The organism is Paenibacillus sp. B1-35 (genome assembly GCF_050474385.1).
Classification (GTDB): Bacteria; Bacillota; Bacilli; order Paenibacillales; family Paenibacillaceae; genus Paenibacillus_B; species Paenibacillus_B alvei.
In genome coordinates this window covers 83,505-104,973 of sequence record NZ_JBCHVJ010000002.1, presented here as the reverse complement: position 1 = coordinate 104,973, position 21,469 = coordinate 83,505, and the positions used below count along the sequence as shown (strand labels likewise).

The window sequence follows — 21,469 nt, the reverse complement described above, 5'->3', positions numbered from 1 at the left end:
CCTTAATGGGATTGCGAATTGGAACCGAACAGCCGATCCAATCCATAGACCCGTTCTAGGATAAAAATAAATACGAGACTAAGCAAAATCATGATGGAAGAAATCGATGCGACAAGCGGAGTTAAAGACTCCTGCATATAATTGAAGATTGCCATTGGAAGTGTAGTCGTAGATGGAGAGATTAAAAATAAGGATACAGTTACATTATCGAACGATGTTAAGAACGCAAATACCATTCCTGAAAAAATAGCAGGTCGGATGACAGGAAGCGTAATATCCCAGAATGTTCGTACCGGATTTGCCCCAAGAATCGCTGCAGCCCGCTCCAACGTATAATCGAAGGAGCTTAAGCCGGTCAGCACAAGCCGCACAACATACGGAACTGATATTAAAATATGAGAGAGCAGCAGACCAGTAAACGTCCCCGCCAATCCAATTCTTGTAAAAAACAGCAGTGCAGATATCCCGATAATGAGAGACGGCACTGTCAGCGGCGACAAGAGCAGCGCATTGATCGTCCCGCATCCCGGTGGCTTGTATTTGTGAAGAGCGAATGCGGCCAATGTGCCGATAATTGTCGCAATGACTGCGCTAATGGACGCCAGCTTCACACTAACCCAGAACGATTCGATAAATTCAGGCCGATCGAAGATTTTTACATACCATTGCAAAGAAAAGCCCTCAGGCGGAAAGCGAAGCACCCCTGTCGAGGTGAACGAGGTAGGCACGATAATAAGGAGCGGTGAAATAACCATGAGAACAACGAAAAAAGTAATTATGCCGAGCGGCGTAATTCGAAATCGTCTCGATTCGTTTATCATGACGAGAACACCTCCTTGTATCGATTCGTTTCAACCATTCGGGTAAACAGAGCTACGAGCCCAAGCGTGGATCCGAGCAGCAAAAAGGCAAGCGCTGCACCTAACGACCAATCATATGCTGCCATCATCTTCTCATAGGCAATAACCGGCATCACCTTCACAGATGTGCCCCCCATCAGTGCAGGCGTAACAAACGCGCTCATGGCCAAACTGAACACAAGCGTCGTGCCAGCGAATATGCCAGGCATGCTTAACGGCAGTGTCACACTGAAGAACATCCGCGAACGTGATGCGCCTAATATTCCTGCCGCCTTATAAAGCGAAGCATCCACTGCATACAGACTCGTTGCGACCGCAAGCACCATATAGACAATTAATGAATCTGCGAGACCGATAACGACACCGAGCTCGTTGTACAGCAGGCGCAGAGGCTTCTCGATTACTCCCAGCGAGATAAGGCTGTTGTTAATAAAGCCATCGTCTCCTAAGATGACGACCCAGCCAAAGTTTCGGATGACGACACTAATTAAGTGTGGAGATATAATTAAGAACGTGATGAAGCCCCGCATTTTCGGCGTTGCCTGCGCCATATACATGGCAACCGGATAACCGAGCAGCAAACATACGATTACCGTGTACAGACTTAGCTTGATTGTCCGCCACAGCACTTCCAAGTAATACGAATCCTGAATGAAGAGCCGGTATTGTGCCAGCGTATACGCCCCCGCACCTCCATCTTCACGAATACTGATCACGAACATGTACAGCATTGGCAACACAAATACACCCAAAATAACGATAAGACTGGGAACGAGCAGCAGCATAGCCGCCCAAGCCTTGCTTCGTGCGGGCTTCGCCATCTGCTACCCCTCCTTCCGCGGGAATACGACGACGTCTTGCTCAGCCCATGCCAGCTTTACATGCTCTCCGTCTGAGACATGATGATGGCGCCGCTGAGAATGTGTTCGTACACTGATCGAGCCATCTGCTGTGAGCACAACCATTTCTCCATACGAGCCAAGGAAGGATACTAGTGAAACGATCCCGGACATGTTATTGTCTTCATCCGCAGAATCTCCACCGGCCGACATTGCAGCCTCCATACGTATATGCTCAGGACGCACATAGGCTAGCACCTGCTCTCCTTCCTTGAACGGATATTTCTTACGTTGAGCCTTCAGCTTCATCCCCCCGGCTGTACGCAGCTCGCCCCATTGCTCATGTACAGCAACGACAGTAGCCTCAAAGCGATTGGATTTCCCGACAAATTCATGTACAAATGCCGAGGCTGGCTCATGATAGATCTGCTCAGGTGTCCCGATCTGCTCTACAGCGCCGTGATCAAGCACGACAATTCGATCAGAGAGATACATCGCTTCCTCCTGATCATGCGTGACAAATATCGTCGTAACGCCAATTTCCTGCTGCAGACGCTTCATTTCCTCCCTCAATTCCTCTCTCAGCTTCGCATCGAGATTGCTTAAGGGCTCATCAAGCAGCAGCAGTGATGGCTCCGTAACAAGTGCACGAGCAATCGCGATTCGCTGGCGTTGTCCTCCAGACAACTGCTTCGGATACCGGTCGCCCACATGTGGAAGCTTAACAAGATCAAGTACCTTCTTCACGCGATCCGTCATTTCTGACTTCGGCGTCTTTCTCAGCTTCAAGCCGTATGCAACATTTTCCCCGACCGTCATATGCGGAAATAGCGAGTATGTCTGAAATACCATACCCAAGTCCCGTTTATTTGCCGGGACGCCGCGCATGGATTTGCCTTTAATTCGCAGTTCTCCTCCATCCGGTTCTAAGAAGCCGGCGATCATATTCAATGTCGTCGTCTTCCCACAACCCGAGGGACCGAGGAAAGTAACACACTCCCCCCGCTCCACTCCCAAGCTGAAATTGTCAACGACGACCGTTCCACCGAAGCACTTGTGAACGCTCTGCAATTCTACGTCGTACGTGATCGTCATGAGCCTATCCTCCATCCTATTTATCTGTAAGTTATTTAAGTTATTGGCCAACAAGCGGCGCGACTTCCTTATTGAATTGATCCAGCCATTTCTTCGTATTGTCGCTAATGACACCATAGTCGAATTTCACGATCTTACTTTTATCAAAATCAAGCAGCTTCGCCGTATCTTCTGGCAGCTTCACATTGACCGCCGTATTGTAAAAGAGCTTCGTTGCATACAACGTCTGTACGTCATCGGTCAGCAGGAAATCGATGAATGTTTTCGCTGCGTTCGGGTGCTTGGCGCCTTTGACTAAGGAAGCAACGTTTGGCACAATGTTGGCCCCTTCCTTCGGTATAACGAATTCCAGCTCCACACCTTGATCCTTCTGCACGATGCTGCGTGCCATTGTCCATGCTGTATAGGCTGCCGTATTATTTTGCAAATTCTGCTGCAATTGAGCTGCCGTCTTCGCAAATGTCGGCATATAGCCCGCTATCGTCTTCAGCTTATCGAAGCCTGCAGCCATATCTTTTTCAGAGCCGCCATTCGCATATGCGAGCATAATTGCTGCTGAACGTCCGAAGTTGCTCGACATTTCAGTTAATATCAGATTGCCCTTCATTTCTGAACGAGCCAGATCATTCCACGACTCCGGTACAGGCAATCCCTTCTCCTTCACCAGCTTGGCATTGTATGAGATGCCCATTGGGGTGTAGTTGACTGTTACGCCGCTGTTATCATTGATTTTAAGTTGTTCGTCAACTTTGGACATGTTCGGAATCTGAGCAGGAACAAGCGCCTCCCACAGCCCCTTGACACTGCCAGCCTCCTGCTCGCCGCCTTCAATTACGGTTACATCGATTTGCGGAGATCCCTGTTGAGCTGTGACCTTGGCCACAATATCCGTTGATACGCCCGATACATAGGACAGCTTCACATCTGGATATTTTTCATTGAATTTCTTGAAAATCTCATCCTTCATCAAAGTCTCTACGGTTGCGCCATTCCCTGCGATAACCAATTCACCTTCCAGCCCTGAATTGGAACCGCTTCCATCTTTGATGCTGGAACTAGACGATCCACAAGCTGCCACCAAAGATCCAATCAAGGCTAAAGTTAATATCAATGATGCCCAGCGACATGCTTTCATTGTATTCCTCCCCATTATTATGTTCACTATTTGTGAACATTGTTTATAATTGGTGAATCTTGGTTTGATTTTAGCATAGGGTCATGGTATGTTCAATATAGAACCATGATTTTTGTCACATTTTAACACATCATTTGTATTGTAGACGTACAATTGCTTGAACAATGCCAACCTATCAGCTTCATTTTTTTCATTGATGAAAATATCGGATACACCGAACTTAGGAGAGAGAATATGGAGCACTATCTGTCATCCGTCCAGAAATGCTGTACACTGCTGAAGCTGTTCCTACACGGGGCCAAGGAATGGGGCGTAACGGACTTAAGCCGTGAATTGCAATGGTCCAAGGGGGCTGTTCATAAGATGCTGACTACCTTGGAAAGTGAAGGGCTGATTAAGCAGCATCCCCGAACGAAGCTGTATTCATTGGGCTATACTCTATTAGAATTAGGCAATAAGGTGAAGAATGACGATGATATGGTCAGCTTTGCTAGACCTTATTTGCAGCAGCTTGCAGACTTGACAAAGGAATCGGTATGTTTATGCATTCGCGATCAGCAGGATGCAATCTATGTAGACAAACTGGATTCTCCGCTGCCGATTCGCTTTATCATTGATGCCTATCGACGATTCCCGCTTTATGCGACAAGTGCCTCGCGCGTCATTCTGGCTTATAGTCCGGAGACGCTGCAGGAAGCAGTGCTTGCTGAACCAATGGCTGCTTTCACGAACTACTCCATTACAGATCGGGAGCAAATGAGCCAGCGTCTTGCGAGCATCCGGCAGCGCGGCTATGAGATGAGCTCGAACATGCGTAATATTGGGGTGACTGGCATTGCGGCCCCGATATTCTATGGGGACGGGAATGTTTCCGCAATTAGCTTAATCGGGCCTAGTGATCGAATGGAGCCCCACCTCGAACGCTGGATTAGCATACTGCTGCAGGTCACACAGGAGATGTCGCGCCTGCATGGCTTTAATTAGGCACCGTATATCTTATACGGAATGCATCGCCTGACATAACATAAGGGAAGCCAGATTGAAGAGGAATCACCCCTTCAACCCGCTTCCCTTATTGTTGATCTAGCGATCAGATAATTATAATATGCACAATATACGTCTTATTCGCGGTTCATTTCGAGCCACTGAGTCCCGTCAGATTTATTGATCGTAAACGTGAAGCCCAGCATTTGCGCCAGCGAACGAAGTGGAACATATAATTGCCCATCCTTCTCCTCTGGTGCTAACGGCATGTCAATCGTCTGTCCGCCAACCTTAGCCTGCTTGCTATTCATCGTCAGCTCGGTTACGCCCCCCGTAATATCATCGATAATGGTCAGCTTTGACTTGCCTTCCCACTTCAACTTTGCATCGAATTCATCCGTGACGACGCGCAGCGGCACCATCATAGTTCCATTTTTCGTATACGTCATTGCCATTCCCTCATAGAACCACTCATCATAGTTCGATACTGAGACAGGTATTGTTGTCCACTTCTTCGTGATCCCCGCCTGCTTCAGCCATTTGTGCGCGACAGATGAAGAATCGAAGTGTCTCAGCCATTTCCCTGGGGTCATCTCGGGATCTGTGAGAGATACATAGGAAGAAGTTGCTTCCCATTCATCTGCCTTCACAGTTCCATTCACATTGCTGTATTCCGTGGATTGGTTGATCGTAACCTTAGTGAACGGAGCTTCAGCAGAAGTAGGAACGGCAATCGCTAGCGAAGCTTTTGATTTCCGAACATTCATGTTCTGATCCACGTACAAATCCAAGACAAGCTTGGTCTCTCCGCTAAGCAGTGCCGTCAAACCCGAATTGTCCTTCAACCATGTGTCATTGCTGCGCTCCAGCTCCGAAATGATTGCAGGCGCCTGTTCCTTGAACATCTTGTAAGCCGTTAAGCCGAGCAGCTCGCCATCTTTTAGCAATGCGGGAATTTCTCCCTCCATCTCATGTCCAGCTTGCGCAATCGCAGCCGTAATCATAGGCGCATACCATTTGCCCATTTCCATGAACCAGGCCTTCAATCCTTCTTCATCCTTCAGAGCGGATTGAAGCAATTGTTTCAACCAAGGAATCAACTCATTGCCGCCGAATTCAATATGAACCTGCGAAAGTGGGAGCGACTGTCCCATGACCTGCTCTGTCACCTGCTTCACAGATGCATTTGCAGGATTCGGCGCATGTTTGCCGAGCAGGGCGAATGTCGATTCGACAAAGGCCTTCATCTGCTTCGTGGAAGGCTGTACGATAGACAGCATTGTTTTCATTTCTTCGCCAATTACGATCGGAGATTGAGCGCCTTCCACCTTAATCACCGTCCGATTGTCCTTCAAGCCAATTGTGAACGGAACTTCATCGCTCGCAACCTTCAGCTTGCCAGTCATCGAGAAATGCTCTGGATCCTGTGCCTTCACTTGGACAGTCAGCAGCGCATCATTGAACGCCTTCATCATTGCAGCGTCCTCATCCTTCAGCTTGCCTGAGGCGGGTTCAAAATGAATGCTCATTGTCTGCTGCGCTTCGTAAGCATGAATGTCGAGCTGCTTCTTCAGCACCTTCGTCACATCAATACCGCCGATGGATTGGCAGCCTGTCAACATCACTAGCACAATTGCCATACATAGGGCTAACCATTTGTATGTTCTCATGTCCTCTATCCCCTCTTCCCATTTGGATAAGTTCTTACCTGAACCCACTTTACTCCCATTACATTATGTAAGTCGCTAGTTTGTTCATGATCATTATGAATGACTTCGGAATACGGTGTAAAGAAAAATAATTGCAACAAAATGATGGCAATTCCTTACTGTCTCATCTCCAATCAATTCATTGCAATGCACAAACTACAAAAGCGCCCCGCTATATACAAATACAGCAGATGGCGCTCATGAATATAAGTTTATACGATTATTATTCAACGATAAGTTCGAAGATCAAGCTCATCAATGAGTCATGACTCATGGCAGTAAAATGAATACCCCCTGTGGTTGCTCAGACCTTCACATCCGATTGCAGAGCTAAGCTCCATACCTCTTGATGAGTTGCCACTGCATTCGGTTCCAGCGTAACAAGCGGCCCAAGCGACTCTAGCTCCAGAATATGCTCGTTCGTGTACAATTCCAAGGAACAGCCTCCATCTGGATACGTTGCTCCATGTACAGGCTCATAACGTTTCTCAAATACGATTCCGTTGCGGATATAGGACGCCTTGCCCTCTTCTTGAAGCATACCGAACTTGAAGGCTTGTGGAAGATGAGCTAACTGCTTCACCTCGATATGGCTCTCTCCCCACGACACTCGCTCGTCATTCATCGCAGCATACGGCCACAGCGATATCGAACGGTTCGGCAGCAAGCCGGTATCTCTCGTAATTTGAGGGACAATCGCCGTTCCTCCCGACGCCATAACCGTAATGGCCCACGGAGCCAGTTGGATCGGCCACGCTCCCTTATTCGCAATCCGGTGCACTACGACGACATCTGCTCCTCGGAAAATGAGCTCAATCTCTTTGGCACATTGGGTCCATTGCTCTACGGGAGCGATAAGCTTGACACCAGACGCTGTGCGCACATATTCAATCGGTTTATCATCTGGCGTATAGGTCCGTGGATAGGATTCTGGACTAGCCCATAACCGATGGCCTCCGCGAAGCTGCCAGCCTTCGCTGCCAAAGGCTTGGAAGGCCTCACCTTCCTGCCGTATCGACCCTTCGCGATCCTCGAACAGAATGTTTTCATGGCCGCATAAGCTAAAATGCATAATCCGGATGCCAAATGTGAGCGGCACGATTACCTCATAGATTCTATTGTCCAGATGCAGGCTTTCTCCCCAACGTTCATGTTGTATTGTATTCATTTGCAAAGCAGCCACCATCGTTTCCCCTTCCGTTTACTCCCTATTTCTATTTATCTCTATCTGGACTGCTGATCGCACGCCGAGCTGTTGTACCGCTGCTTGTACTGCCGCATACCGCATTGACTGCCCGCTACGCAGCACTTTGGATCGTCTTACATGGCTGAAGGTATTTCTACACGCTGATAGCCGCATGCAGCCGCGAAACGGCAGAAGGCGTCCCGACCTTGAGCGTTATTTTTGAACACTCCCGCCTGCCAAAGTATGGACACGAACTTGTTGCCAATCTCGTGCAGAATGACCTGCTTCGCCTTGTCAGCTGCCATAATTCCATACTGATTCAGCAACTGATCCACCCACGCACGGTGCGGATACAGGCTGTCCGTTTCTTGCAGTTGACTCCGCGCTTCCTCCCATTGTCCATCGTCGGATAGCAGCATCGTAATTCGCTCAATATCTTGCTTCAGGCGTCCCGGTAGAATCGCAAGCCCCATTACTTCGATCAATCCGATATTTTCCCGCTTAATATGGTGATGCTCACGGTGAGGATGGAAAATGCCTTCTGGATGAGCCTCATCCGTGCGATTGTTCCGCAGTACCAAATCCATCTCAAATAACGAGCCGCGTCGCCTTACAATTGGCGTGATCGTATTGTGCCGAATCGATTTGTCTCCGTGATTTGTGATAGCCGCAACCCCAACACTTTCATCGCTGTACCCTTTCCATTGTTCATACAATTCGTCCGCGCATTGCAGCAGGACATCCGGCTGTTCACTCTGCAAGCGCAGCACCGACATCGGCCAACGAACAATTCCCGCCGTTATGCCAGGGTATGCAGGATGCACAAACTGGACATCAATGGGTGCCCGCTCAATCGGAAACGTATGTTTTCCCGCTTGAAAATGATCATGACTGAGAATGGAGCCGCCGACAATCGGCAAATCTGCATTCGACCCGATGAAATAGTGCGGAAACTGCTCTGTAAAGTCCAGCAAGCGAGCAAATGTGTTCCGTGTCAGCTTCATTGGAAAATGCTCTTTGTGGAAAATGATGCTGTGCTCGTTATAGTACACATACGGTGAATATTGAAAATACCAGTCTTCCCCGTTCAGCTTTATCGGAAGAATGCGTAAATTTTGACGTGCAGGATGATCAAGTCTGCCGGCATACCCTACATTATCTGCGCACAGCAGACATTCGGGATAGTGGGACGCTGTCAACTGTGCTGCGAGCGCAATTTCCTGCGGGCTCTTCTCCGGCTTCGACAAATTGATCGTCATTTCCATTTCACCGAACTCGCTCCTATGAAGCCAATATTCATTATTGCGGACACGATCGGTACGAATGTAATTGCACTTTTGATTGATGCGATAAAAATCAGCTGTCGCGCGCTCGATTCCTTCTGCCTCCTGAACACGCTGGAATCGATTCTGCAGCTCAGAAGGACGCGGCATCAGCATACCCATTATTCGTGCATCAAGAAGATCTCGCTGCGTCACTGTTCGATCCGGAATCAGCCCGCTCTCATAGGCACAATCAAGCAGTTCTTCGAGTATATGATGCGGCTCCTCAGGAATGGCTTCCCACTGCTCTTCCCGATATGCTGAACACGGTTCAGAGATGTGGAACAATTCTAACAATTGATTGCGAACATAAGGCATATCAAGCGGGGCCATCATCTCATGATGCACGGCATATCGAATCAAGGCTTCAATTGCGAAGCTTGCCCGCTCGACAGATATTTGTGACAGCGCTAATCCTTCTACACCTTGTGCCATCTCGCACTCCTCCTCAGCTATCGTATCCGGTCGGACGCGCCTGATGCCAGTTCCAAGCGCTTTGGATCAGCACATTCAGGTCGTCCCGCTTCGGACTCCAGCCTAGAACAGACTTCGCCTTGTCTGCCGAGGCAATTAACACCGCAGGATCACCTGCTCTACGCTCTTCCGTTACTGTCGGAATGCTACGCCCTGTTACCCGTTCTGCTGTCTGAATCACTTCCAGCACCGAAAATCCATTGCCGCTGCCCAAGTTGAACACATCGCTCCGGCCGCCGCCGCGCAAGTACTCGACTGCCAGCACATGAGCATCAGCCAAGTCGCTGACATGAATATAATCCCGGATGCATGTACCGTCAGGCGTAGGATAGTCGCTGCCGAATACCTTCATTTCCTTCCGCTGTCCAAGTGCGGTTTGCAGCACTAACGGAATCAGATGGGTTTCCGGACGGTGGTCTTCCCCGATCTTGCCGTTCTCATGAGCGCCCGCCGCATTGAAATAACGCAGCGAAACATAGCGAATCTCATGCGATTGATCGAACCACCGCATCATTCGCTCCATCGTCAGCTTCGTTTCCCCATATACATTCGTTGGGTTCGTCGCTTCTGTCTCTTGAATCGGAGTACGCTCCGGCTCCCCATACGTAGCAGCCGTTGATGAAAATACGATGCGGGATACATGATGCTTGCGCATTGCTTCGAGCAGCACAAGCGTGCCATGCACATTGTTATCGTAATATTTCGCTGGATTGCTCATGCTCTCGCCTACGAGTGAATAGGCAGCAAAATGAATAACCGCATCAATAGAATGCTGCGCAAATACAGAATCGAGAAATGCGCTGTCTCGAATATCGCCAATATGAAGCGTCCCCCCAAGCACCGCCTCTTGATGTCCCGTTTCGAGTGAATCTACAATAACAACCTCTTCTCCGCGCGCCAGCAATTCCGCAACGGTATGCGAACCGATATAGCCTGCTCCACCTGTAACCAATACTGCCATGCTGTTACCCCTCCTTATCAATTTTCGCTGTCTTCGCCAATGGTGCAAGCTCCCGCACACCATCTCCTACTCGACAAATATAAAATTCCGGGTGCAACCCGGTTTGCTCCTCGTACGCAGCGCCTACCCGAACTACGAATTGTTCAGCCGCATCCTCACGAACGAGTGATACCGTACAGCCGCCGAACCCGGCTCCTGTCATTCGAGAACCGAGCGTTCCCTCTATGCATCGAGCTTCCTTTACCATAATGTCCAGCTCCTCGCAGCTGACTTCATATAAATCGCGCAAAGAATCATGGGAAGCATTCATCAATTCGCCAAACCGAATCAGATCATTGTTCTTCAATGCATCAACCGACTGCTTAACACGATCATTCTCTGCAATCACATGTGCAGCTCGCGCACGAACCGTGTCATCTGCAATCTTGTAAGCCTCCGCCTCAAATTGCTCCGCCGTAAGATGCGCAAGCAGGGTCATATGCGGATATGCAGCCTGCAGCGCACGCACTGCTTCTTCACACTGTGCCCTGCGCTCATTATATTTCGAATCCACTAATCCACGGCGCTTATTCGTATTGCCGATGATCAGACAATATCCATCCGTCTGAAACGGCACATGCGTATATTCCAACGTATCGCACAACAACAGAATGGCATGGTCAAGCTTGCCCTGTGCTACTGCGAATTGATCCATAATGCCGCAGTTCACACCGACAAATCGATTCTCCGCACGCTGAGACAACAAAGCGATGTCCGTTCGATCAATGTGATGCCCCTCCAGTGTAAGCAGCGCATAAGCGGTCACCACTTCTAATGAGGCAGATGAAGACAGCCCTGCGCCATTCGGAATATCCCCATGGAACAGTAGCTCATATCCTTTTGTCAGCCCTCGATCCGACTGCTGCAACTGATTCATAACCCCAATTGGATAATCGGTCCATTGATCCTGCTTCGCATCTGCAAGTGCGCTCACATCTATTTCAAGCTGATATTCAAAATTCGTCGTCGCCAATCGCACACAATGATCCTCACGCTCACGGATGAGCAGCGTAGTCCCAAATTCCAATGCCGCAGGGAGCACATATCCTCCATTATAGTCAATATGTTCACCGATCAAATTCACTCTGCCTGGAGCATGGAAAAAACGAACCGGCGCTGGGCTCGCTCCATATTGTTGCTCGAATCGTGACAGCAGCTTGCTTGCTTCCATTACAATGACCTCCCATTGTTTCAACGTGAATATGATACCGTTACATCAATCATACGGATTTCCTCTTGCCCCCGTAATATATCGATGTGCGCTACATATGGACTAATGTGACTCTACCATCATTTTCATGCTACAATATAACTATTGGACATGCAAGATTGGACGCGCAAGGAGGTACAAAATGACGGACTCCCCCGATTTTCAGAATGCACAAGCACAATCCGAACAGATAACAACCGAGAATGATTTAGTCAAAATACTAGAAACGTACACGGTTGCTTCGAACCCAACTTACGCTGAACAAGAAGGGATACGAGTCTTATTCGCAGGAGAAAGCCAGACCGTTCCCTCTCACAAGCTCGGCCCCAAGCTGTACGACTACTATTTGCTTCATCATATCATAGACGGTCAGGGGGCCTTCTCAACAGAGACCCATACCTATCATCTGAAAACAGGAGATGCGTTCCTCATTGAACCAGGCCGACTCGTAAGCTATGAATCTGATGCTGTCCAGCCGTGGAGGTACTGCTGGATCGCTTTTCAAGGCATTCACGCGAATGACCTTATATGCCGTGCCGGATTCTCAGCCGCCAATCCGATTCTACATGCAGGTGATCAAATCGAGGTTCCCTATCAGATAAAGCAAATTACAGCGGCATTTCAAGAAAGAAGCGTGGCAGCAGATTTGATCGCGCACGGCTGCCTCCATCTTATTTTGGCGAAGTATGCCGGCATGCAGCAGCACATGGAAGAGGCGAATAGGTTGCGGCCCGAATCAGAAATGCAGCAGACTGTACGTCAGGCCATCCAGATGATGTCTACGCAGTATGCGCATCCGATGTCCATGGAGCAAATTGCGGAGAGCTTAGGCTACAGCAGGGCGTATTTCTCCCGCATATTTAAGCGCATTACGGACATGACGCCTGTCACCTTCTTGCTGAAGCTCCGCATTGATAAGGGACGGCAGTTGCTTCGAGAACGACCGGATTTGACTGTCGAGCAAATTGCAGCTTCAGTCGGAATTCCTGACGCATTGTATTTTTCCAGACAATTTCGACGCTTTTATGGACATCCCCCTACTGCATATCGCAATCAAGTCATGCAACCCGATCATACATTCCAACGTAATTCTTAGTATAGGCTTACGCTGACAATCAAAATTAGGAGGGCATTCCGCATGAAACGTCTGAACATCAAGGAAGAATGGCAGCAGCAGGCACGCATTGTTGAACAAAGCCGTAAGGAAGCAGCTTCAAAATCCAACGCCGAACTTATCCAGGATGTTGCGACTGCAGGTGGGGTGTATATGCAATGCCACAAGCAGACAAGCGCAGTTGCAGAGCTGTTCCGGCGCGCAGTCGATAAGGTGGCAGCAATCAACAAGTCTAAATAACTTTACATAGCAAAAAGGAGCGGGCACTTCACAGAAATATGCGCCGCTCCTTTCTATATCACATACGTCGATAACCTTCATCCCCGATTGGGATTACAACTCACGAAGCACTTTTGCTACAGGGATATAGCGTGTGTCGTACACCTGCCTATACTGCAAATGACGTTCCGCATTAGGCTGGTAAGTCTCAACACCACGGCTTTGCATTGCTTGGCGCACTTCATCTGCATCGGCAAAATATCCGCCACCTAGCGCAGCGGCGCAGGCAGCGCCGAGCATCGTCGCTTCCTCAATAGGCGGTACAATGAGTGTTGCGTTGGAGATATCCGACTTCATCTGCAGCCAAGCCGGCAATCTCGTCCCGCCGCCAACCGCACACATGTTGCGAATGGCATGCTCCGAATTGCGTTCTGCACTTTGACGAATCATTTCCAACTGATAGGCCGTACCTTCAAACACCGCCCGCAACATTTCCTTCTTCCCGTGTTCCTTAGATAATCCGATAAACGCGCCGCGCGTCTTTGAATTCGGATATGGCGCCCCGCATCCCGACAAGTACGGGAAAAACATCGCTTCTCCTGGCCCATCGTTCACATTGTTCATCAACTGCTTAATGTCATCATAAGATAAGGCTTCGTCCGCCAGTTGTCTGCGAATCCATTCGACTGATCCTCCTGAAGAGGCATTACCGCCCATCCAGAAATGGTATCCAGGCACAACGTGGTACCCGTAGGATAGCCCGGTATCGAACTCTGCTTGCCCGAGCGGTCGCTTCGAGATGGTTCCCACAAGCGTCTCCGCTGTTCCCATGGATACATAGACATCTCCCGGATGAACAGCCCCAACCGCAAGCGCTGCACAGACATGATCATGCCCGCCAATGGCAACACGTGTATAGCTGGACAGACCGAGCGCTCCCGCTGCATCCTTCGTCACTGTCCCAAGCGGCGTCCCGCTTGGCAGAACTTCCGGGAAAATGTGTTCATCTAGTCCAAAGTGTCGAATCCATGGTACATCCCAACTATCACTATACATGCTGTATGCAAATGTTCGAGTCGCAAGCGAAGGATCAAATGCCATAACTCCAGTCAAGCGGTAAGCAATATATCCGGATACGGACAGCCACACTGCATCCTCGAACATCCCAGCATTCTGATCCTTTAGCCAGAGCAGCTTCGGTAAACCGTGCTTAAACGAGAGATGCAGGCCTGTACGCTGGAACAGCTCCAGCGGCGTCCCTTCCTGGCGGATCCGTTCCGCTTGCTCAGAGGAGCAGGTCTCAAACCACGGCAGGAGCGGTGATTGCACCTTGCCTGTATGCCGATTTACGAGCAGTCCGCTTTCCGCCATGCTCGTAATTCCAATGTAATCGACGGGAACATCGTTATGGGTATTCATAAGCTCACGGATCATCGTCGATACATCATCCCACATCGCGTCTGGATCATAGACGACATACCTTGTGTTCGAATCAACGGTTACCGTCGGACGGCTCGCTTGGCCGAGCAACTTGCCCGACTCATCGAATAGGCCAACCTTGCGGTTCGTTGTCCCGAGATCGATTCCGATCATGCGCATATAGCTATACCTCTTTCCCTGTTAACTTGTAATAAGCAGCGGCGAACAATTCACCCATCGGCTCACGATATACCGCATCTGCACGGCCATCCATGGTCGTTGCCGTCCGATTCATCAATACCAGCTTCGCCTTTTTCGCCAGTTGAACAAAGCTTGCTGCCGGGTGCACAGTAAGCGAGGTTCCTCCTACAATGAGCAGATCCGCCTCTTGAATGCGTCCGATTGCCCCTGAAATCACTTTATCGTCCAGTGATTCTTCATAGAGAACAACATCCGGCTTTAGTGTTCCGCTGCATTGCTTGCAGGATGGAATGATCTCCTCACTCTCCAGCACTGCATCCAGTCCATGTATAGCTCCGCATCTCGTACAGCGGTTCCGGTGTACCGAACCATGCAGCTCCCACACTTCCCTGCTACCTGCTGACTGATGTAGACCATCAATATTTTGAGTCACAACCGCGGACACAATGCCATCCTCTTCAAGCCGCGCCAACGCCCGATGTGCAGCATTCGGTTTCGCAGCAGGATGCAGCATCTTCGCCCGATAGAAGCGATAGAAGGTTGCCGGATCACGATCATAAAAGGAGCGGCTGAGCATCACCTCCGGGGGATAACGGAATGCTTCATCATCCGCAAATACACCATTGTCCGAGCGGAAATCAGGAATCCCACTCTCCGTCGATGTTCCTGCCCCGCCAAAAAAAACAACATGCTTGCTGCTGCGCAAAAGATCTGCCAGCTCCTCTGCATGAGCATGATGGTTACGGTTCTTTTGTTCTGTCATCGTCGTCGCTTCCTCCCTTTTCCACAAATATGAGCCTATCCTTTAGTATACCTTAGCTGCACCAACAGGGAAAGAATTCAGAGGATAGCAAGCAAGTACAAGCGCTTAGCGTTCTGCCTACAGCGTTGCCTTGAGTGGCCAAATGGTACTGCATCACTAGCAGTTCATGGAGACTTAGCTGTAATTCAGCGGTAATTCAGCAGTGATTCAGCAGTGATTCAGCGATAAATTTAGCAGTGATTTAGAACTGTGAATTAGCATTTAGCGCATTTTGACGGAGACTCAGCCTTAGCCCAGACTCCTAGAATAATCGAACTTCATTGCTATGAACACAAAAAGCCTGAGAACCTATCCCAACGGATCGTTCTCAGGCTTGAATAAATAATGACTCCAAGAATTGTGAATCGTTAAATAACGATAAGATTATAAATGCGGATGTTCACTCTTCGCTTTAAGTGCATTCCAGCGGCGCTCCACTTCCCGTTCGAACGTCTGCAGCGCTTCCGCATTCTCCGCCTTGCTCAAATGCTTCGTCTTGCCCATCATATTTAACCAGTCGAGAAGCGGAACTTTCTTATTCTTCTCTTCCGGATTATACGTAATAGACGTAATCCCATGCTCCACTTCATACAGCGGGAAGAAACAAGAATCTACGGCCGCATTAACAATTTGTGTGCCCATCTTATCTTCAGACAACCAGTTGAGCGGACAAGTAATTAAAATTTTGCCGTAAACAAGCCCTTCATTCTGCGCATACCATTGCGCTTTGGCCGCCTTTTTAAGCAAATCCTGCGGAAATGCTTCGCTGCCCGTGAATACATACGGAATGTTCGTTGCCGCCATAATTTGCGCTGTATCCTTATGATGGAACATCTTGCCTGCTTGCACCTTGCCAACATTAGATGTTGAAGTGCGGTGACCTAGTGGGGTAGAGTACGACAATTGCGCTCCCGTATTCATATAGCCTTCATTATCGTATTCCAAAATAATCATCTTATGATTGCGCAGTGCCGCACCTATTGCCGGCCCCATGCCGATATCCATGCCGCCATCGCCCGTAATCATCACGAACGTAAAATCATCCGGCAGGTTCAATTCATCCAGCTCTCCGCGGCGTTTACGTTCCCAGAACATTTCCACGACACCGGATAGTGTTGCCGCACCGTTCTGGAACAAGTTGTGAATGTATGTCGCCTTATGAGCTGAATATGGATAGCCTGTTGTCACGACCATCGCGCAGCCCGTATGGAACAACGCTACGATATCCCCCTCAATGCCCTTGAAGAACAGCTCGAGACCGGAGAATATGCCGCAGCCCGGACATGCGCCGTGGCCTGGAGCAATTCGCTTCGGCTTCTTTGTCAATTGGCGCAGCGGCGGAACACGAACACTTAGCTTTCCGGACTCCTCATCCTGCTTCACCGTAATAAGCCCTGTCTTCAAATCCTCATGCTTCATCGGCTCGATGACGCGCTGCGGAGCCTTGGATGGATCACCAGGCGTATGACCGTGATAATCGAACGGCTTCTCGACATAGCCCTTCTGGGCCGCCTCAATGGCGCACTCGAACAGCGCATGGCCATCCTCAGAATAGAAGTCCTTGCCGCCAAGACCATATATGCGGCTAATGATCATCGTATCGCGGTTGCCGTGCGTGAACAGCGCCGCCTTCACCTCGTTGACCATATTGCCGCCATGACCGCCGTACGAATCGGCGCGATCTCCAACCGTAACGACCTTGATATGAGCAAGCGCGTCTGCGATCTCCTTCGCCGGGAATGGACGAATGATGTTCGGAGAAATGGAGCCCGCTTTAATCCCTTGCGCGCGAAGCTGATCGACGACATCCTTAATGATTTCCGCTGCGGAATTAAGCAGGAATACAGCTACCTCTGCATCCTCCATCCGGTACAAATCCAAAATCGGATAATCTCTTCCGGTCAGCTTGGCATATTCCGTACGGATGCGGTCGAATACCTCTTCTGCCTTGTACATGGCCATCGACTGCTGATAGCAGTTGTTAATATAATCCGGCTCATTCATATACGGCCCGACTGTTATGGGATTATTGCGATCCAAGGTATCCGCGAATCCGCGTACAGGCTGCTCTCCAATGAAGCGATGCACATCCTCACGATGGGCAAAGGTCTGGACTCGACGCTTCTGGTGCGACGTGAAATAGCCATCGAATGCGACCATCACCGGAAGCCGAACCTCTGGATCCTCCGCAAGCTTCAATGCCATAATATTCATATCGTATACAGCTTGTGGATCACGACAGAGCAATATCGGCCAGCCGGTATTAAGCGCAAAATATAAATCCGAATGATCACCATGAATATTCAACGGACCAGATACAGAACGGCACACTAGATTCAATACCATCGGGAATCGTGTTCCTGATTGAACAGGCATTTGTTCAAGCATATACATATAGCCATTCGCACTTGTCGCATTGAACACACGTCCGCCTGCAGTTGAAGCCCCATAGCAGATTCCTGCCGAACCATGCTCGCCGTCCGCCGGGATAAGCTTAATATCGTGCTGCCCGTTCGCCTTCATTAAATCGAGGAATTGCGCAACTTCCGTCGATGGTGAAATCGGATAATAGCCCATAATATGATAATTAATTTGATGTGCAGCATAAGCTGCCATCTCGTTGCCTGATTCATACACCATTCGCTGCTCAACCGTGCCGTGAGTTATTTCTTTCTCATACTCAATTGCCATAGCCCTCATCCTCCTTACCTTCCATCAATGGTGTGCAGTCAGCTCGAACCGATGCGGAACACGGTGCTCTTCCGCATATCCGTCTTCTTCCCGTTCATCCGTTAATGCCTCAGTTGGACATGCATACACACATTTCAAGCAGCCTTTGCAATATTGATAGTCAATGCCTTGCAGGAACATTTGCGGCCGCCCCTTCTTGTCCGGCTGCTCTTCCCACACAAAGCAAAAATCAGGACACACGTTATCACATGCCGCGCAATGAATGCACTTATCGGAAGCAAAATGCGGCATCATGCCGGCACGGGAGATACTCAGATCCTTCAAGATGGAGTTGCCTGGATTTACGACCATACCGCCAATGGGCTGCGTCTCATAGCCTAAAGCCGTTGTATCCCAGCGAATTGGCTTCGGCATCTGAATGTCCTCAGGGAGGGAGAACGACTGAAACTTCACTTCGTCATATCCTCTTTGGAACGTATTCAGCGCTGGCTGAACAGCACCTGGATATTTTTTCTCCAAAGACTTGCGTATGACGCCCTTCATATGCTCCGCATCCAGGAAGTCGCATAAGCGGAACAGTGCGCCAAGCATCGCCATATTTACGCGGTTCTTCTCTTCAAGCGCAATTCCAATCGCATCGACCACCGCAATCGTTCCGCCAGGCAGCTTCAGCTTCTCCTTTAACTCCTCCGGAGTCTTGGCCGAATTAACGAGAACGAGGCTGTCTTCATATATGCCGCTCGTTACATGTACAGATTTATATAAGGATTCATGGAAAATCCCGACGATGTGCGGCCGTTCCACCGGAGTTGTATCCCGGATAAGCGTTCCCGGCAAGCAGAACCGGATATGTGCTTTAACAGGAGACCCTTTCTTCTCAGATCCATACGATGAAAAGCTGACACCATTCAACTCGCTGCCAGTAACACCGGCTTCTGCCAGCATTTTCCCAGCCAAATTTGCTCCAAGCCCCCCGATTGATTCCAACCGGATTTCAAAGAAACCTAGTTCATTTACTTTAGGCAGTGTAACCATTTCGGCACTCCTTTCCTAACTGACCCTGTCTTCTGGCACACAAGGCGCCGTGAGTAGATCAATTGTCATTATGTGCAGCTGTCTTGCAGACAGATCGAACCGAATTGCAATATTGCTTACAACATCTCAATGGGGAAGTAAACATACGGAATTCGCATCCGTAACAGCATAATAAAATGGTAAGTCTGATAGACGGTGCGTAGTATGATTTATGTCACTATTCGGAAAGGGTAAATTGACTAGTAGGTGAAATTTGAATGAATGCAATCTAATAGAATGAAGAGACAGTCTAGGTGAGAATGGAGCTGTGCATTGTAAAATCTGATAGATCATCCATGAAGAACAAGGTTTGAACGGCGATGTAATGCCATAAGAAGTTGATCCGTTCCATTTTAATAGGTAGAAAAAGACAACGCTCCAAAAGAGAGTTGCAGAGTGTGTCCTGCTTACAGGCCCCTGACATTCGCTTATACACGAATATGCTAGAGGTCTACTATGTGTATGACAACCGAGGCTCATTCATGCCAGATTGCACGAGTAGCCCTATATTCGCTGAAAGAGGAGACAGCGTCTATCGATATTGGGGAGATAACGTAATATTACTACTATTCTATACAAATCTGCTAGGCAACGTTTGCCTTGATTTCGAATCCTTGTTACGGTCATAACATGCAGCTATATTGAATGCTCTATTCCTTTCATTGACAGCGTTTGCAATCCTCATCCCCCTTCTTTCTTGCCACAATATACTCTATTACGGCTAATCATAACCCTACATTTACCAACTCGTCAACAAGGAATAGCCGTCCGAAAAGCCTTATCAGAACAGCATGCAAACAATAGGCACAATTGAAAGCGTTATTCGTGATTAAAATCACAATATATGCAAACATTCTATGTTACGTTGAAGCTATAACAGACAGCTAACGAGCGAATCGGCTTATTCTAGATAAATAAAGAAGCCGGCTATCGCTTAGGTAAGGAGGGAATATCATGCGGGAGCAAGCAAGCAGCCCCACTGCCCCCGGATGCCAACTGTCGACGTCAACCAGGAGTGGAGAGACGTTCGGCTTGAATTTACGCTTCCTCTTAATTGTATGCGTATTTGTCGGCAATGCTATTGAGCCGCTTATTATGCGCATGCCTGAGATGAAAGCCATTTTTCTATGGATTTTTACATTTCATATGCCTTTATTCGTATTTGTTACAGGCTATTTTGCGCGCAGCAATTTAAATGGAGCAGCGGGCCTTCGTATATTGAAGCAGATTGCGCTTCAATATGTGATCTTTCAATCGATCTATTCCCTGTTGGATTATTTCGTATTCCGCGTGCCTGGCATTACTCATTCATTTTTTATTCCGTATTTACTGCTGTGGTTCCTGGTCGGCCATCTATTTTGGAGACTGATGATGCTGATGTTCACACGATTCTCTATTCGCCACCCACTGCTGATATCAATTGTTCTAGGATTTTTAGTAGGCTTTCTGCCGCTGCAGGGTGCTTGGCTCGGCATTTCTCGCTCAGTCGTCTATTTGCCATTCTTCGTCATTGGGCACACGTTCTCCTATGATCGCTTTCGAGAGCGGCTGACACCAACCGTACGCTATGCAGGAGCCGCTATATCCATGGGACTTCTTGTAGTGCTTTATTTCATGTCTGAGCCAATCAATCCAATCTGGTTCATGAACCATATGACCTTCCATGAGCTTGGATGGACACAGTCGGGATGGTTTGCTCTATTGAATCGAACGGTCATCTACTTGACCGAGATCGTTGCTTCACTGGCCTTTTTGACATGGGTGCCTATGCGCAATACACGCATTACGAACCTAGGTAAAAGAACCTTGTACGTATTTTTGCTTCATGGGCTGATTATACGATGTGTGGTTTTGTCTGGCGTGTACGCTTACATCTCATCAGGGTGGAGCGCAGCCCTGCTCATCGCAGCCTCGATTGCCGGTGCGGTTATACTGGCACAGCCGCAGGTCAGTGCTTGGTTCCATCCGATTATTGAGCCCAAGTGGGACACCATATCGGCATGGATACGCCACAAGCTATTCCGAACGAAAATAGAGCATAGCTGATAGATTGTGTATGCTGTCATATTACGAAAATACGATATACATTCCGATTCGATTATTACAAAAACACCGCACAAAATGGCGTTATCGCT

General features: G+C 48.8%; 17 protein-coding genes. 4 read left to right on the top strand and 13 right to left on the bottom strand.

The annotated features are described in order from the left end of the window. Nucleotides 1–2: 2 nt before the first annotated feature. Genes ACQ5BJ_RS07925 through ACQ5BJ_RS07910 form a run of 4 tightly spaced genes read right to left on the bottom strand, consistent with a single transcriptional unit; the run spans nt 3 to nt 3,929 of the window. The gene (locus ACQ5BJ_RS07925; RefSeq protein WP_262866981.1) at nt 3–821 is read right to left on the bottom strand and encodes an ABC transporter permease; all 819 of its coding nucleotides are present in this window, start codon (nt 819–821) and stop codon (nt 3–5) included. Then, nucleotides 818–1,681 carry an ABC transporter permease gene (locus tag ACQ5BJ_RS07920; RefSeq protein WP_005547574.1) on the bottom strand — a complete coding sequence of 288 codons (864 nt, stop codon included), beginning with the start codon at nt 1,679–1,681 and terminating at the stop codon, nt 818–820. The genes ACQ5BJ_RS07925 and ACQ5BJ_RS07920 overlap by 4 nt, the downstream gene beginning before the upstream one ends. A 3-nt stretch (nt 1,682–1,684) precedes the next feature. After that, nucleotides 1,685–2,794, bottom strand: a complete 1,110-nt coding sequence (locus ACQ5BJ_RS07915; RefSeq protein WP_268599135.1) for an ABC transporter ATP-binding protein — start codon at nt 2,792–2,794, stop codon at nt 1,685–1,687. A gap of 40 nt (nt 2,795–2,834) precedes the next feature. After that, entirely contained in the window at nt 2,835–3,929 is a 1,095-nt protein-coding gene (locus tag ACQ5BJ_RS07910; protein ID WP_430110244.1) for an extracellular solute-binding protein, read from the bottom strand. A gap of 234 nt (nt 3,930–4,163) precedes the next feature. Here ACQ5BJ_RS07910 and ACQ5BJ_RS07905 point away from each other — a divergent pair, with 234 nt between their 5' ends. Further along, nucleotides 4,164–4,913: an IclR family transcriptional regulator gene (locus tag ACQ5BJ_RS07905; RefSeq protein ID WP_005547569.1), complete on the top strand. Its 750-nt coding sequence runs from the start codon at nt 4,164–4,166 to the stop codon at nt 4,911–4,913. 137 nt (nt 4,914–5,050) lie between these two features. On the opposite strand, the gene ACQ5BJ_RS07900 is transcribed toward ACQ5BJ_RS07905, so the two are convergent. The 5 genes from ACQ5BJ_RS07900 to ACQ5BJ_RS07880 all read right to left on the bottom strand — a co-directional run bounded on the left by ACQ5BJ_RS07900 (nt 5,051) and on the right by ACQ5BJ_RS07880 (nt 11,775). Beyond that, the gene (locus ACQ5BJ_RS07900; RefSeq protein ID WP_430110247.1) at nt 5,051–6,583 is read right to left on the bottom strand and encodes a copper amine oxidase N-terminal domain-containing protein; all 1,533 of its coding nucleotides are present in this window, start codon (nt 6,581–6,583) and stop codon (nt 5,051–5,053) included. 343 nt (nt 6,584–6,926) lie between these two features. After that, entirely contained in the window at nt 6,927–7,790 is an 864-nt protein-coding gene (locus ACQ5BJ_RS07895) for a hypothetical protein (RefSeq protein WP_430110249.1), read from the bottom strand. A 152-nt stretch (nt 7,791–7,942) separates the two neighbouring features. Beyond that, a complete protein-coding gene (locus ACQ5BJ_RS07890; protein WP_430110251.1) occupies nt 7,943–9,565 on the bottom strand; it encodes a UDP-glucose--hexose-1-phosphate uridylyltransferase in 1,623 nt (540 codons plus the stop codon). A gap of 13 nt (nt 9,566–9,578) precedes the next feature. Continuing rightward, the gene (galE, locus tag ACQ5BJ_RS07885; protein WP_268599137.1) at nt 9,579–10,565 is read right to left on the bottom strand and encodes a UDP-glucose 4-epimerase GalE; all 987 of its coding nucleotides are present in this window, start codon (nt 10,563–10,565) and stop codon (nt 9,579–9,581) included. A 4-nt stretch (nt 10,566–10,569) separates the two neighbouring features. Further along, complete coding sequence (locus ACQ5BJ_RS07880) at nt 10,570–11,775, bottom strand: galactokinase (protein WP_430110254.1); 1,206 nt, start codon at nt 11,773–11,775, stop codon at nt 10,570–10,572. Between the two features lie 181 nt (nt 11,776–11,956). Between ACQ5BJ_RS07880 and ACQ5BJ_RS07875 the strand changes: the two genes are divergently transcribed. Together ACQ5BJ_RS07875 and ACQ5BJ_RS07870 are read left to right on the top strand one after the other, a co-directional pair. Then, on the top strand, nt 11,957–12,910 hold the full coding sequence (locus ACQ5BJ_RS07875) for an AraC family transcriptional regulator (protein ID WP_005547556.1): 954 nt from the start codon (nt 11,957–11,959) through the stop codon (nt 12,908–12,910). A 42-nt stretch (nt 12,911–12,952) separates the two neighbouring features. Continuing rightward, the gene (locus ACQ5BJ_RS07870; protein ID WP_268599138.1) at nt 12,953–13,168 is read left to right on the top strand and encodes a hypothetical protein; all 216 of its coding nucleotides are present in this window, start codon (nt 12,953–12,955) and stop codon (nt 13,166–13,168) included. Nucleotides 13,169–13,261: 93 nt separating this feature from the next. Here ACQ5BJ_RS07870 and ACQ5BJ_RS07865 read toward each other — a convergent pair whose 3' ends face one another. The 4 genes from ACQ5BJ_RS07865 to ACQ5BJ_RS07850 all read right to left on the bottom strand — a co-directional run bounded on the left by ACQ5BJ_RS07865 (nt 13,262) and on the right by ACQ5BJ_RS07850 (nt 19,295). Next, nucleotides 13,262–14,746 (bottom strand): FGGY-family carbohydrate kinase, encoded by a 1,485-nt coding sequence (locus ACQ5BJ_RS07865; protein WP_005547553.1) that lies wholly within the window; start codon nt 14,744–14,746, stop codon nt 13,262–13,264. A gap of 4 nt (nt 14,747–14,750) precedes the next feature. Next, entirely contained in the window at nt 14,751–15,530 is a 780-nt protein-coding gene (locus tag ACQ5BJ_RS07860) for an NAD-dependent protein deacylase (RefSeq protein WP_262866980.1), read from the bottom strand. A 423-nt stretch (nt 15,531–15,953) separates the two neighbouring features. Then, nucleotides 15,954–18,260: a thiamine pyrophosphate-dependent enzyme gene (locus ACQ5BJ_RS07855; RefSeq protein WP_005547546.1), complete on the bottom strand. Its 2,307-nt coding sequence runs from the start codon at nt 18,258–18,260 to the stop codon at nt 15,954–15,956. 24 nt (nt 18,261–18,284) lie between these two features. Then, nucleotides 18,285–19,295, bottom strand: a complete 1,011-nt coding sequence (locus ACQ5BJ_RS07850; protein WP_005547545.1) for a 2-oxoacid:acceptor oxidoreductase family protein — start codon at nt 19,293–19,295, stop codon at nt 18,285–18,287. A 993-nt stretch (nt 19,296–20,288) separates the two neighbouring features. Here ACQ5BJ_RS07850 and ACQ5BJ_RS07845 point away from each other — a divergent pair. Continuing rightward, nucleotides 20,289–21,380 (top strand): acyltransferase family protein, encoded by a 1,092-nt coding sequence (locus ACQ5BJ_RS07845; RefSeq protein WP_268599140.1) that lies wholly within the window; start codon nt 20,289–20,291, stop codon nt 21,378–21,380. Nucleotides 21,381–21,469: the final 89 nt, after the last annotated feature.

Coding starts and splice junctions, on each gene's coding strand:
- ACQ5BJ_RS07925 (WP_262866981.1), bottom strand. CDS start 821: ATGATAAACGAATCGAGACGATTTCGAATTACGCCGCTCGGCATAATT.
- ACQ5BJ_RS07920 (WP_005547574.1), bottom strand. CDS start 1,681: ATGGCGAAGCCCGCACGAAGCAAGGCTTGGGCGGCTATGCTGCTGCTC.
- ACQ5BJ_RS07915 (WP_268599135.1), bottom strand. CDS start 2,794: ATGACGATCACGTACGACGTAGAATTGCAGAGCGTTCACAAGTGCTTC.
- ACQ5BJ_RS07910 (WP_430110244.1), bottom strand. CDS start 3,929: ATGAAAGCATGTCGCTGGGCATCATTGATATTAACTTTAGCCTTGATT.
- ACQ5BJ_RS07905 (WP_005547569.1), top strand. CDS start 4,164: ATGGAGCACTATCTGTCATCCGTCCAGAAATGCTGTACACTGCTGAAG.
- ACQ5BJ_RS07900 (WP_430110247.1), bottom strand. CDS start 6,583: ATGAGAACATACAAATGGTTAGCCCTATGTATGGCAATTGTGCTAGTG.
- ACQ5BJ_RS07895 (WP_430110249.1), bottom strand. CDS start 7,790: ATGAATACAATACAACATGAACGTTGGGGAGAAAGCCTGCATCTGGAC.
- ACQ5BJ_RS07890 (WP_430110251.1), bottom strand. CDS start 9,565: ATGGCACAAGGTGTAGAAGGATTAGCGCTGTCACAAATATCTGTCGAG.
- galE (WP_268599137.1), bottom strand. CDS start 10,565: ATGGCAGTATTGGTTACAGGTGGAGCAGGCTATATCGGTTCGCATACC.
- ACQ5BJ_RS07880 (WP_430110254.1), bottom strand. CDS start 11,775: ATGGAAGCAAGCAAGCTGCTGTCACGATTCGAGCAACAATATGGAGCG.
- ACQ5BJ_RS07875 (WP_005547556.1), top strand. CDS start 11,957: ATGACGGACTCCCCCGATTTTCAGAATGCACAAGCACAATCCGAACAG.
- ACQ5BJ_RS07870 (WP_268599138.1), top strand. CDS start 12,953: ATGAAACGTCTGAACATCAAGGAAGAATGGCAGCAGCAGGCACGCATT.
- ACQ5BJ_RS07865 (WP_005547553.1), bottom strand. CDS start 14,746: ATGCGCATGATCGGAATCGATCTCGGGACAACGAACCGCAAGGTTGGC.
- ACQ5BJ_RS07860 (WP_262866980.1), bottom strand. CDS start 15,530: ATGACAGAACAAAAGAACCGTAACCATCATGCTCATGCAGAGGAGCTG.
- ACQ5BJ_RS07855 (WP_005547546.1), bottom strand. CDS start 18,260: ATGGCAATTGAGTATGAGAAAGAAATAACTCACGGCACGGTTGAGCAG.
- ACQ5BJ_RS07850 (WP_005547545.1), bottom strand. CDS start 19,295: ATGGTTACACTGCCTAAAGTAAATGAACTAGGTTTCTTTGAAATCCGG.
- ACQ5BJ_RS07845 (WP_268599140.1), top strand. CDS start 20,289: ATGCGGGAGCAAGCAAGCAGCCCCACTGCCCCCGGATGCCAACTGTCG.